The sequence below is a fragment of the Micromonospora sp. NPDC048169 genome, assembly GCF_040652815.1.
In the GTDB taxonomy this organism is placed as follows: domain Bacteria; phylum Actinomycetota; class Actinomycetes; order Mycobacteriales; family Micromonosporaceae; genus Micromonospora.
This window is the reverse complement of the sequence record NZ_JBEZMS010000013.1, coordinates 1-12,139: the sequence shown is the minus strand read 5'-3', so window position 1 is coordinate 12,139 and position 12,139 is coordinate 1. Positions and strand designations below refer to the sequence as shown.

Annotated in this window: 8 protein-coding genes; 5 read left to right on the top strand and 3 right to left on the bottom strand. The window is 74.2% G+C overall.

Annotated elements, in window-relative coordinates:
* Window positions 1-22 precede the first annotated feature (22 nt).
* Window positions 23-2,401 (top strand): phosphoketolase family protein, encoded by a 2,379-nt coding sequence (locus AB0D28_RS13915; protein ID WP_357385612.1) that lies wholly within the window; start codon window positions 23-25, stop codon window positions 2,399-2,401.
* Window positions 2,398-3,264: a universal stress protein gene (locus tag AB0D28_RS13910; RefSeq protein WP_357385610.1), complete on the top strand. Its 867-nt coding sequence runs from the start codon at window positions 2,398-2,400 to the stop codon at window positions 3,262-3,264. The genes AB0D28_RS13915 and AB0D28_RS13910 overlap by 4 nt, the downstream gene beginning before the upstream one ends.
* A 1-nt stretch (window position 3,265) precedes the next feature.
* Here the strand turns inward: AB0D28_RS13910 and AB0D28_RS13905 are convergent, their stop codons facing one another.
* The gene (locus AB0D28_RS13905) at window positions 3,266-5,614 is read right to left on the bottom strand and encodes a heavy metal translocating P-type ATPase (protein WP_357385608.1); all 2,349 of its coding nucleotides are present in this window, start codon (window positions 5,612-5,614) and stop codon (window positions 3,266-3,268) included.
* A gap of 166 nt (window positions 5,615-5,780) precedes the next feature.
* On the opposite strand from AB0D28_RS13905, the gene AB0D28_RS13900 reads away from it, so the two are divergent.
* Together AB0D28_RS13900 and AB0D28_RS13895 are read left to right on the top strand one after the other, a co-directional pair.
* Window positions 5,781-6,791, top strand: coding sequence for a nitroreductase (locus tag AB0D28_RS13900; protein ID WP_357385606.1), 1,011 nt, complete (start codon window positions 5,781-5,783; stop codon window positions 6,789-6,791).
* A 138-nt stretch (window positions 6,792-6,929) separates the two neighbouring features.
* Entirely contained in the window at window positions 6,930-8,552 is a 1,623-nt protein-coding gene (locus AB0D28_RS13895; RefSeq protein WP_357385862.1) for a GAF domain-containing sensor histidine kinase, read from the top strand.
* A gap of 7 nt (window positions 8,553-8,559) precedes the next feature.
* Here the strand turns inward: AB0D28_RS13895 and AB0D28_RS13890 are convergent, their stop codons facing one another.
* Window positions 8,560-9,198 carry a response regulator transcription factor gene (locus tag AB0D28_RS13890; protein ID WP_357385604.1) on the bottom strand — a complete coding sequence of 213 codons (639 nt, stop codon included), beginning with the start codon at window positions 9,196-9,198 and terminating at the stop codon, window positions 8,560-8,562.
* 187 nt (window positions 9,199-9,385) lie between these two features.
* On the opposite strand from AB0D28_RS13890, the gene AB0D28_RS13885 reads away from it, so the two are divergent.
* Entirely contained in the window at window positions 9,386-10,360 is a 975-nt protein-coding gene (locus AB0D28_RS13885; RefSeq protein ID WP_357385602.1) for a nitroreductase, read from the top strand.
* 18 nt (window positions 10,361-10,378) lie between these two features.
* Here the strand turns inward: AB0D28_RS13885 and AB0D28_RS13880 are convergent, their stop codons facing one another.
* Window positions 10,379-11,380: an NAD-dependent epimerase/dehydratase family protein gene (locus AB0D28_RS13880; protein WP_357385600.1), complete on the bottom strand. Its 1,002-nt coding sequence runs from the start codon at window positions 11,378-11,380 to the stop codon at window positions 10,379-10,381.
* Window positions 11,381-12,139: the final 759 nt, after the last annotated feature.

Genomic DNA, 12,139 nt, shown 5'->3' with positions numbered 1-12,139 from the left:
CGGACGTGCCGAGGAGGAAGACATGGTCCTGACCGAAGACGAGGTGCGCCGGCTGGACGCGTACTGGCGCGCGGCGAACTACCTCACCGTCGGCCAGATCTACCTGCTCGACAACCCGCTGCTGCGGGAACCGCTCAAGCCCGAGCACGTCAAGCCGCGCCTGCTGGGCCACTGGGGCACCAGCCCCGGGCTCAACCTGCTCTACACGCACCTGAACCGGGTCATCGTCGAACGGGACCTGTCCGCCATCTTCGTCACCGGACCCGGCCACGGCGGCCCCGCGCTGGTGGCGAACACCTGGCTGGAGGGCACCTACAGCGAACTTCACCACCACATCCCCCGGGACGGGACCGGCATGCGGCGCCTGTTCCGCCAGTTCTCCTTCCCGGGCGGCATCCCGAGCCACGTGGCGCCGGAGGTGCCGGGTTCGATCCACGAGGGCGGCGAACTGGGGTACGCGCTGAGCCACGCGTACGGCGCCGCGTTCGACAACCCGGACCTGCTGGTGGCCTGCGTGATCGGCGACGGCGAGGCGGAGACCGGCCCGCTGGCCGGGAGTTGGCTGTCGAACGTGTTCCTCAACCCGGCCCGCGACGGCGCGGTGCTGCCGATCCTGCACCTCAACGGCTACAAGATCGCCAACCCGACCGTGCTGGACCGGATCCCCCGCGAGGACCTGCGGGACATGATGCGCGGCTTCGGCTACGAGCCGTACGTGGTCGAGGGCGACGACCCGGCGGCCGTGCACCGGTTGCTGGCCGGCACGCTCGACCGGGCGGTCGACGAGATCACCGCGATCCAGCGCCGGGCCCGCTCCGGCGGGCGCGTCGAGCGCCCCCGCTGGCCGATGATCGTCCTGCGGACGCCGAAGGGCTGGACCGGGCCCGCCCGGGTCGACGGCAAGCAGGTCGAGGGCACGTTCCGCGCCCACCAGGTGCCGATCTCCGGTGTCCGGGACAACCCGGAGCACCTGGCCGAGCTGGAGCGCTGGCTGCGTAGCTACCGGCCGGAGGAGCTGTTCGACGCCACCGGCGGTCCGGTCGCCGAGGTGACCGAGCTGCCGCCCACCGGTGACCGCCGGATGAGCGCCAACCCGGTCGCCAACGGCGGCCGGCTGCTGCGCGACCTGGAGCTGCCGGACTTCCGCGACTACGCGGTAGACGTACCGACGCCCGGTGAGCCGATGGCCGGCGCGACGGGTGTGCTCGGCCCCTGGATCCGCGACGTGATCGCCCGCAACCCGCGGACGTTCCGCCTGTTCGGCCCGGACGAGGTCGCCTCGAACCGGCTCGGCGCGGCGTTCGAGGTCACCGACCGCGCCTTCGTCGGCACGGAGGCGCCCGGCGACGACCACCTCTCCCCCGGCGGCCGGGTGATGGAGGTGCTCTCCGAGCACCTGTGCCAGGGCTGGCTGGAGGGCTACCTGCTGACCGGCCGGCACGGCCTCTTCACCAGCTACGAGGCGTTCATCCACATCGTCGACTCGATGGTCAACCAGCACGCCAAGTGGCTGAAGGTGACCCGGGGCATCCCCTGGCGGGAGCCGGTGGCGTCGCTCAACTACCTGCTGTCCAGCCACGTGTGGCGCCAGGACCACAACGGCTTCTCCCACCAGGACCCGGGCTTCATCGACCACGTGATGAACAAGAAGGCCGAGGTGGTCCGCGTCTACCTGCCGCCGGACGGCAACACGCTGCTCTCCACAATGGACCACTGCCTGCGCAGCCGGCAGTACATAAACGTGGTGGTGGCCGGCAAGCAGCCCGCGCCGAACTGGCTGACCATGGACGAGGCGATCCAGCACTGCCGCCGCGGCCTGGGCATCTGGGACTGGGCCAGCAGCGACGAGGGCACCGAGCCGGACGTGGTGCTCGCCTGCGCCGGTGACGTGCCGACGCTGGAGACGCTGGCCGCCGTCGACCTGCTGCGCCGGCACCTGCCGGCCCTGAGGGTGCGGCTGGTGAACGTGGTCGACCTGATGCGCCTGCAACCGCCGTCGGAGCACCCGCACGGCCTGCCGGACAACGAGTTCGACACCATCTTCACCCGCGACAAGCCGGTGATCTTCGCCTACCACGGCTACCCGTGGCTGATCCACCGGCTCACCTATCGCCGTACCAACCACGAGAACCTGCACGTACGCGGCTACAAGGAGGAGGGCACCACCACGACACCGTTCGACATGGTGATGCTCAACGACCTGGACCGCTTCCACCTCGTCATCGACGTGATCGACCGGGTGCCGGGGCTGCGCTCGCGCGCCGCGCACCTGCGCCAGGACATGGTGGACGCCCGCCAGTCCTGCCGCGACCACACCCGCCGCTATGGTGAGGACGATCCCCGGGTCGCCGAGTGGCGCTGGATCCGCGAGAACGACCCGGCCGTGAGGAGTGGCGAATGAGCGACGACGAGATCCTGGTCGGCTACGACGGCTCCGCCGACGCGGCGGTCGCCCTGAACTGGGCGCTGGACGAGGCGGGCCGCTCGGGGCGGCCGGTACGCCTGGCGTACGTCTTCGAGTGGTTGACGGTGACCGGCTGGGTCGGACCCGCCGTGGCGCCGGGGGTGTGGCCGGACGAAGCCGCCCGGCAGCAGGTCGAGGAGCTGGTACGCAAGGCGGCTGCGGACGCCGCCGCCGAGCGGCCGGGCCTGACCGTGCGCGGTGAGGTGTTCGACGGACCGCCCGCGCTCGTGCTCCAGGAACGGTCCGCCGAGGCGGGGATGCTGGTGCTCGGCAGCCGGGGCCACGGCGGCTTCGGCGGGCTGCTCGCCGGCTCCACAGCGGTCTCGGTCACCGCGCACGCCCACTGCCCGGTGGTGGTGGTCCGCGACGGCCAGGCCGCCACGTCCGGGCCGGTGGTGGTCGGCTCGGACGGCTCGGAGTCGGCGCTGCGGGCGCTCGGCTTCGCCGTCGAGCGGGCCGCGCAGCGGGACGTGCCGCTGCGGGTGCTGCGGGCCTGGGAGCCGCCGGGCGACAGGTGGGTGCCGCCGGACTTCGACCCGGAGCGGGTCGCCGCGAGCGAGCGGGCCGCCGCCGAGGCGGAGCTGGCCACCTGGCGGGAGAGCTTCCCCGACGTGCCGGTCGAGATCGACGCGGTGCCCGGCAGCGCGTCGGCGCTGCTGGTGGAGGCCAGCCGGTCGGCACAGCTGGTGGTGGTCGGCAGCCGGGGCCGGGGCGGGCTGCGCGGCATGCTGCTCGGCTCGGTCAGCCAGCAGCTCATCCAGCACTCGCACTGCCCGGTCGCCGTGGTACGCGAGCGCTGACTCAGCGGCCGGGCGTGGTGGAGCCCTCCTCCGGGTTCAGCGAGAAGTAGTCCTCCTCCTCCTGGGCCAGGTGCAGGCGCAGCACCGCGTCCAGGCCGTAGAGCGCGGCGAGCAGATCGGGAATCTCGTCACGGCGCAGCCGGCCGTCCGGCTGCGCCGTGAGGTGCCCGCCGATCCGCTCCACCAGCCGCACGATCTCCACGTGCGCGCGGCTCATCGTGGAGGTCGCCTCGTCGCTGCCCAGCGGGCCGGCCAGCGCCGGGTAGAGCTGCCGGTCCTCGGCCGCCTCGTGCGGCAGCACCTCGTCGACCAGGCGCCGGTGCACCTCACGCAGCGCCGGCAGGCACGCCGGGTCGTCCGGGCGCGTCGCCACCATGTCGGCGGTGTCGCGCAGCCGGGCCAGCACGTCGCGGACGCCGCCGTGCTCGCCGGCGTACCTGTCGATCAGCTCCACCGTGTGCGCGGGCAGGTCGCGCCGCCGCAGGCCGCCGCCGAGCGCGCGCAGCGCGTTGAGGATCACCAGGACGTCGATGCCCTCCTGGAGGAACGCGCCGGCCACCGGGGGCAGCCGGCCCGCGGCGGCCACCAGCATCGCCAGCACCGCCAGGCCCATCCCGACGGTGGCGCTCTGCACCGCGATGCGGCGGGCGTACCGGGCGATCTCGACCGCGTCGGCGAGCCGGTCCAGCCGGTCCACAGTGAGCACCGCGTCGGCCACGTCCGCCGAGGCGGTCGCCCCGGTCGCGCCCATCGCGACGCCGACGTGCGCCTCGGCCAGCGCGGGCGCGTCGTTCACACCGTCGCCGACCATCACCGTCACCGCGTGCGCCGACTCCTCGCGTACCCGCTCGGCCTTCTCCTGCGGCGAGCAGCGCGCGATCACGTCGTCGACGCCCACGATCTGCGCCACCTGCCGGGCCGTGCCCGGTCGGTCGCCGGTGACCATGACCAGCCGGGTGAGGCCCGCCTCACGCAGCCGGCGCACCGTGCGCCGGGCGTCCGGGCGGACCGGGTCCTCCAGCAGGATCGCGCCCAGCGGCCCGCTGTCGTCGCTGACCCACACCGCGGAGCGCCCGGCCCGTTCGGCACGCTCACCGAGGCGGCCCGCCCACTCCGGCGGCTCGCCGCCGAGCTGCCCGACGTGCACCATCCGCCCGTCGACGCGTCCGCTCACCCCGTGCCCCGGCTCCTCGGTGACCTGCGTCGGCTCGGCCAGCGGCAGCCCTCGCTCGCGGGCCTGCCGGACCAGCGCGGCGGCCAGCACATGCGGGGAGAGCTGCTCGACCGACGCGGCCAGCCGCAGCACCTCGTCCCGGTCACCGCCCGGCGCCACCACCACCTCGGCCGCCCGGGGCCGGCCCGCGGTGAGCGTGCCGGTCTTGTCCAGCAGCAGGGTACGGGCGCGGCCGAGCTGTTCCAGCGACCCGCCGTCGCGGACCAGCACACCGCGCCGGGCCACCCGGGACAGGCCGGAGACCACGGCGATCGGGGTGGCCAGCAGCAGCGGGCACGGGGTGGCCACCACGAGCACCGCCACCGCCCGGGTGAAGTCGCCGGACAGCAGCCACGCCAGCCCGGCCAGCACCAGCGTGAACGGCACGAACGCGGCGGCGTAACGGTCGGCCAGCCGTACCATCGGCGCCTTGCGGGCGGTGGCCTCGCCGGCCAGGCGGACGATGCCCGCGTAGGTGCTCTCCGCCGCGTTGCGGCTGGCCCGCAGCCCGAAGCCGGCGCCCGCGTTCACGACGCCGCTGGCGACCTGCTCCCCGGCCGCGCGGGTCACCAGCTGCGACTCGCCGGTGACCACCGACTCGTCGAGCGTCGCCGCCTCCTCGGCCACGCCGTCCACGGGCACCACGTCGCCCGGCCCCACCACGAGGCGGTCCCCCACCTCGACGCGGTCCAGCGGCACCACCTCGATGCCGCCGTCCGGGGTGCGCCGCCGCGCCTGCCGGGGCGCGCGTTCGAGCAGCGCCCGCAGGTCACGGGTGGCGCGGCGCTGGGCGTACTCCTCCAGCGCCCGCCCGGTGGCGACCATCACCGCGATGACGGCGCCGGCCAGGTACTCCCGCACCAGCAGCGCGCCGAGCAGCGCCAGCACCGCGATGACGTCCACGCCGAACTGCCGCAGCCAGAGCTGACGCAACGTCGTCCAGGCGGCCGGGATCAGCGCGACCAGTGTGACCGCCGCCCAGACCAGCCGGGCGGCGTCGTGCGCGCCGGCGAGCCACAGCGCCGCGCCGGCCAGCACGGCCACTGTGAGCAGCACCAACGGTGCCCACTCGGTCCAGGCCCATCGCCGGGCGCGGGCCGGCTGCTCGGGTACGCACTCGCCCGGTTCGGTTCCCACGTGGGGATCGTCTCAGCCCGGACGCGCGCCGGGCAGGGCGACCCGGGTAATCCGCAGGGCGAAGGACCCCTGCGGGGCGCCCTGGCATGGCCGAGGATGGAGCCGCATCCCCACCCGGGCTTCCCGGGCGTGGGGCACGATGGGGAAAACAGGAAAGGTCGTGACGATGAGCCACGAGACGCCGGCCGGCGATCGCCCGTTGACCACCGCGCTCGCGGAGGCCGCCGGAATGGCCGGCCACGCCCCCTCGGTGCACAACACGCAGCCGTGGCACTGGACGGTCCTGCCCGACGCGCTGGAGCTGCGGGTGGTCCGCGAACGGCACCTCAGCGCCATGGACCCGGAGGGTCACCTGCTGGTGGTGAGCTGCGGCGCCGCGCTGCACCACGCCCGGGTGGCGCTGGCCGCCGAAGGCTGGACCCCGGTGGTGGAACGGCTGCCCGACCCCAAGGAACCCGACCTGCTGGCCCGGATCACCAGCCTGAAGCACACCGGCGCCGACCCCGACGCCATGCGCGTCGTGCAGTGCATGCAGGTGCGGCACACCGACCGGCGGCCGGTCAGCGACGAGCAGATCCCGACCGCCGCGCTGAACGACATCGACCGGGCCGCCACGCTGGAGGGGGTGAACCTGCAACTGCTCGACGACACCCAGAAGATCCAGCTCGCCGCCGCCGCCCAGCAGGCCGCCGCCGTCGAGGCGGACAGCCCGGAGCTGCGCGAGGAGCTGGCGTACTGGACCAACCGGGCCGGCACCGGCACCGGGCTGCCGCCGGAGGTGCTGCCCGAGCAGGCGCCCCAGACGACCGTTCCGGCCCGTGACTTCGGCCGCGCCGGGTCGCTGCCGGTCGGGCCCGGCCACGACAAGACCGCCGTCTACGGGATCCTCTGGGGCTCCGACGACGAGACGATGAGCTGGCTGCGCGCCGGGGAGGCGCTCTCCGCCGCCTGGCTCACCGCCACCCGGCACGGCGTGTCGCTGGTGCCACTGTCCGGCGTGGTGGAGGTCGAGGGCACCCGTGAGGTGCTGCGGCAGATTCTCTCCGGCCTCGGGTTCCCGTACCTCAGCATGCGGCTCGGCGTGGCCGACCCGACGCACGCCGGACCGCCGCACACCCCCCGGCTGGACGTCACCCAGACAGTCGACACCTCGGCGGTCCGCGAGCGCCTCACCTGACCGGTCTCGATCAGGGCGGCCGCCGGGCGATACCATCGCCCGGTGGCCGCCGCACCCCAGCCCTCGCACGAGCACGTCGCACCGTCGCTCGGGCTGACCCCGCTGTCCCGCGTCCGCCTGGACGAACTGCTCCAGGAGATGCTCGACCGCGTCGGCGAGGTGATGACCAGCCGCGAGCGGCTACGGGCACTGCTCGACGCCGTCGTCGGCATCGGTTCCGACCTGGATCTGCGCAGCACGCTGGAACGGATCGTGCAGTCGGCGTGCGAGCTGGCCGGCGCCCGCTACGGCGCGCTCGGCGTGATCGGCCCGGACCGCATGCTCCACGACTTCATCGTCCACGGCATCAGCCCCGAGCAGCACGCGAAGATCGGCGAGCTGCCGCACGGCCGCGGCGTGCTCGGCCTGCTCATCGACCAGCCGAAGCCGGTACGCATGCCGGACATCACCAAGCACCCCAACTCGTACGGCTTCCCGCCGAACCACCCGCCGATGCACAGCTTCCTCGGCGTGCCGGTGCGCATCCGCGACCACGTGTGGGGCAACCTCTACCTGGCCGAGAAGCAGGGCGCGACCGAGTTCACCGAGGACGACGAGGAGATCGTGGTGGCGCTGGCCGCCGCGGCCGGCGCGGCGATCGAGAACGCCCGCCTCTACGCGCTGGCGCACCGGCGCGAACGCTGGCTCGCCGCCGCCGCCGAGATCACCTCGGTGCTGCTCGGTGAGGTGCGCCGTACCGACGCGCTGACCCTGGTGGCCCGCCGCGCCCGCGAGGTCGCCGAGGCCGAGCTGGCCCTGGTGCTGCTCTACGACGAGGACGAGGCGCAGTTCACCGTCGAGGTGGTCGACGGCGCCGACCCGGTCACCCGGGAACTGGTCGGCGCGGTGCTGCCCGCCGCCGAGACCAGCTTCGCCGCGTCCGCCACGTCGGGCCGGCACGACCAGGTCGACAACCTCGCCGCCGCGGCGCCCTGGCCCCGGCCCGTGGTCGCCGGGCCGGCGGTGGTCTCCCCGCTCGCCGCCGCCGACACGCTGCACGGCGTCCTGGTGATCGGCTACCGGCCCGACCACGGTCCCGCCGCCGACGACGACCTCGCCCTGCTGGCCAGCTTCGCCGGGCAGGCCGCGCTGGCCATGGAGCGGGCCCGCGGGCAGGAGGAACGGGAACTGCTTGTGGTCCTGGAGGACCGCGAACGCATCGCCCGTGACCTGCACGACGTGGTGATCCAGCGGCTGTTCGCCACCGGCCTGCAACTGCAGAGCGGCGCGATGAACGCCCGCCCCGAGGCGGCCAAGCGGATCAACCAGGCCGTCGACGACCTGGACGCCACCATCCGCGACATCCGCCGCACCATCTTCGAGCTGCGTACCCCGATGAGCGCGGCGCTGCGCACCGAGATCCGCGAGGCCATCGAGGTGGCCGCCGAGTCGCTCGGCTACCGCCCCGAGCTGGAACTGATCGGCCCGATCGACAGCGCCGTCCCGGACGACCTGCGCCCCGAACTCACCGCCGTGCTGCGCGAGGCGCTGTCGAACGCGGTACGCCACGCGCGGGCCGACCGGGTGTCGGTGCGGGTGCGCGTCGACTCCGGCCGGGTCGAGATCACCGTCACCGACGACGGCGTCGGCTGCGACCCGGAGGCGGCCCGCAGCGGCCTGGTCAACCTGCGGGAGCGGGCCGAGCGGCTCGGCGGCGAGTTCTCGCTGCGCCGGGCCGAGCCGCGCGGCACCGAGGTGCGCTGGAGCGTCCCGCTCGACTGACCGCCGGTCAGGTGTTCTTGCCGAGCAGCCGGGTGGCCAGCACCGCCGCCTGGGTACGCCGCTCCAGGCCGAGCTTGGCCAGCACGCTGGAGACGTAGTTCTTCACCGTCTTCTCGGCCAGGAACATCTTCCCGGCGATCTCCCGGTTGGTGAGCCCCTCCGCCACGTACTCCAGGATCCGCCGCTCCTGCTCGGTGAGCGACTTCAGCTCCCGGGGCTGCTCCACGCCGCTGCGGATGCGCTCCAGCACGCGCGTGGTGATCGCCGGGTCGAGCAGCGACTGCCCGGCTGCCACCCGGCGGACCGCGTCCACCAGGTCGGTGCCGCGGATCTGCTTGAGCACGTACCCGGCGGCGCCCGCCATGATCGCCGCGAACAGCGCCTCGTCGTCCTCGTACGAGGTGAGGATCAAGCCCTTGATCGAGGAGTCCACGGCGCGGACGTCGCGGCACACGTCGATGCCGTTGCCGTCGGGCAGCCGGGCGTCGAGGATCGCCACGTCGGGGCGCAGCGCCGGGATGCGGCGGGCCGCCTCCTGGGCCAGGCCGGACTCGCCGACCACCTCGATGTCGCCGCTGCTCTCCAGCAGATCGGCAAGGCCACGACGGACGACCTCGTGGTCGTCGAGCAGGAACACCCGGATCATCAGTCCTTTCTACCCGCTTTCCCGCCCTCGTAGCACGGGTCGAAAGTCCCGTCCTGCCCGCACCGCCCGGGACCGACGGCCGGGCCCAGGTGGGGACCTCCGGCCCTGCTCACCGCGCCGCGCGCTGACGCACCGTAGTGGTGTACCCGGCCGGGGGAGCCGGCGCCGCACGAGAGGGAGCACCACCATGACGACCGAATACACCGGCGAGCAGCTGCGGGCCGCGGTCGCCGACGCGGTCCGGGCGCCGTCGCTGCACAACACCCAGCCGTGGCGGTTCCGGCTGGTCGACGGCGGCATCGAGGTGTCCGTCGACCCGCTGCGCGGCCTGCCCGCCACCGACCCGACCGGCTGGGGCGCCCGGATCGCCGCCGGAGCGGCAGTGTTCAACCTGCGGCTGGCGCTCGCCGTCGCGGGCACCCCGGCCACTGTCCGGCTGCGCCCGTACCCGGCCGATCCGGACGTCGTGGCCCGGCTCGTGCCGGACGTGCCGCGCCGTCCCACCCCGGTCGAGCAGAGCCTGTACGGGGCGATTCCGCACCGGTTCAGCAACCGCGCGCCGTTCTGGCCCGACCCGGTGCCCGCCGAGGCCCGCTGGCGGCTCGGCGAGGCGGCCCGCGCCGAGCAGGGCTGGCTGGAGCTGGTGATCGGCACCAGCGCCGTCAACGCCGTCGCCGAGGTCGCCCGCAGCGCCCACCGCGTGCTGGAACGCGACCCCGCGTACGTGGCCGAACGGGCCGAGTGGATCCGCTCCGAGCCGGCCCCGGACGGCGTGCCGACGGTCGCCGGCGGACCGCAGAGCGAGCCGCAGGACCTGCTGCCCCAGCGCGGCTTCGGCGGCCGCAACCGCGCCCCCGGCCGCGACTTCGAGCCAGAGCCGCTGGTCGCGGTGCTCGGCTCGGCCGGCAACACCTCGGCCGACCAGATCCTGGCCGGGCAGGCGCTGCAGCGGGTGCTGCTCACCGCCACCGACGCCGGGCTGAGCGTGTCGATGCTGTCCCAGCCGATCGAGGTCCCGGCCGCGCGCGAGGCGCTGCGGATGTCGCTGGGCCGGTTCGGCACCCCGCAGATGGTGATGCGGATCGGGTACGGCCAGCCCGGCCGCGCCACCCCGCGCCGCCCGGTCGAGGAGGTGCTCGACCTGCCTGTCGTGTCGGCCTGACCCGTACTCCTCCGCAGGTCAGGCCGGCCACGCGGCCAGCAGGGCGGCCTCCCGCTCCGGTGCCAGGCCGACCGGGGCGCGGGCCGGACGCCCCGCGCGGGCCGGCACCCGCCCCACCTCGCGCAGCCACCGCCAGGTGTCCGCGACCGTGTCGGTCACCGGCCGGCAGACCAGCCCCGCCGCGTACGCGCGCTCGACGTCCCGCTCCTGCAACCACCGGTACTCGTGCCCGCGCGGGATCCATACCGGCAGGTCGTTCCACGGCTCGACCCCCGCGGCCAGGATCGGCTCCGGCGCGGTCCACCGCAACGTCGCGTCCGACCCGGTCACCGCCACGGCCGCGTCGAGCAGGTCACCCATCGTCGCGTGCCCGGTGCGGCCCACCACGTTGTACGCCCCGCCGACGCCCTCGGCGCCCCGGTCCAGCAGCCAGGTCGCCAGGTCCCGGACGTCCACGTACTGGATCGGCAGGTCACGCGGTCCCGGTGCCAGCACGTCACCGCCCCGGGCGATCCGATTCAGCCACCACGGCAGCCGCCCGATGTCCTCCCCCGGCCCCAGGATCAGCCCGGCACGCGCGAGCAGCGCCCGGTCACCGAACACCCGCGTCGCGGCGAGTTCCCCGCCGGCCTTGTTCGCCGGGTAGTCCCCGTCGTCGGCGTCCGGGTCGGCCGCCACAGTGGGTGCCTCCTCGCCGCTGCCCAGCGCGACGGGTGGCGCGTACACCGACCCGCTGGACACGTAGACGTAGTGCGGCACCGCGTCGGCGAGCGCCAGCGCCGCGTCCCGCACCGCCCGCGGGGCGCCGTCCCAGGTGTCCACCACCAGATCCCACTCGCCGCCGGTGAGCGCGGCCAGGCCGTCCGGCGCGGTCCGGTCACCCCGCAACCGGTGTACGCCGTCCGGCACCCGCCCGTGCACACCGCGGTTGAACACGGTCACCCGCCAGTCGCGGCGTACCGCCTCGGCCACCACCGCACCACCGACAAAGCCAGTACCACCGAGCATCAGGAGTCGCATGCGTCCCAGCCTGCCGCCGGGCGGCCGGTTTGACGTGCCCTGTTCACGGTCAGCGGATCTGCCAACGGCAGAACCCGGCTCCCCCGTCGCTCGCCCACCGCCGTCCCCCGGGTCGCCCACCCTGCCCCGCTCCCCGACCGCGCCCACCGCCGCGAGTCCTCGCGCCCCGCCCACTGCCGTCGATCTTGGGTGGTGGCACCCCGAATTGCCCTTTTGGTGCAGGTTCGCGAGGTACCACAACTCCAAGATCGACGAACTCACCCCAGACCGCAGCGGATCCTCGCCGCGTCGTTGGCCGGGATCGTCACCGTCGCCCGGCCGCCGGAGACGGCCCCGCGCCGAACCCGCTACCACCCCCGGATCACCCGCGATCTTGCACTTCGGTACCCCGCATAGCGTGCGAATGGGGCACCCAAAAGGGCTCAAACTGCAAGATCGCCGATTGGCCCCCGCAGCACCCGACCCCCGGCCCGCGATCCGCCCCGCCCTCGAGGGCGTCGATCATGAAGTTGACGGCGCTCGGTGCCCGTTTGGCCACCGCCAACCGCAGTGCGTGGGGAGGGCTTGCGGGGGGTGATCAAGGAGTTTGTGTTCTCGTTGGCGCAGAAGGCTGCCGCAAAGTCCTTGATCACAGGTGGCAGGGCGCGGTGCTGGGGGCGGGGCTTGGGGGTTTGGGGTGGGTGTCTGGTTCGGGGGTGGTGGGTGGCACTCTGGGGGTGGAATCGTCGGCGGGTCGGTGGCGTTGTAACCGGGTGAACG

Excerpts from the sequence above, each read along its gene's own strand:
- AB0D28_RS13885 (WP_357385602.1), top strand. The coding sequence starts at position 9,386 with ATGACGACCGAATACACCGGCGAGCAGCTGCGGGCCGCGGTCGCCGAC.
- AB0D28_RS13910 (WP_357385610.1), top strand. The coding sequence starts at position 2,398 with ATGAGCGACGACGAGATCCTGGTCGGCTACGACGGCTCCGCCGACGCG.
- AB0D28_RS13880 (WP_357385600.1), bottom strand. The coding sequence starts at position 11,380 with ATGCGACTCCTGATGCTCGGTGGTACTGGCTTTGTCGGTGGTGCGGTG.
- AB0D28_RS13890 (WP_357385604.1), bottom strand. The coding sequence starts at position 9,198 with ATGATCCGGGTGTTCCTGCTCGACGACCACGAGGTCGTCCGTCGTGGC.
- AB0D28_RS13915 (WP_357385612.1), top strand. The coding sequence starts at position 23 with ATGGTCCTGACCGAAGACGAGGTGCGCCGGCTGGACGCGTACTGGCGC.
- AB0D28_RS13900 (WP_357385606.1), top strand. The coding sequence starts at position 5,781 with ATGAGCCACGAGACGCCGGCCGGCGATCGCCCGTTGACCACCGCGCTC.
- AB0D28_RS13895 (WP_357385862.1), top strand. The coding sequence starts at position 6,930 with ATGCTCGACCGCGTCGGCGAGGTGATGACCAGCCGCGAGCGGCTACGG.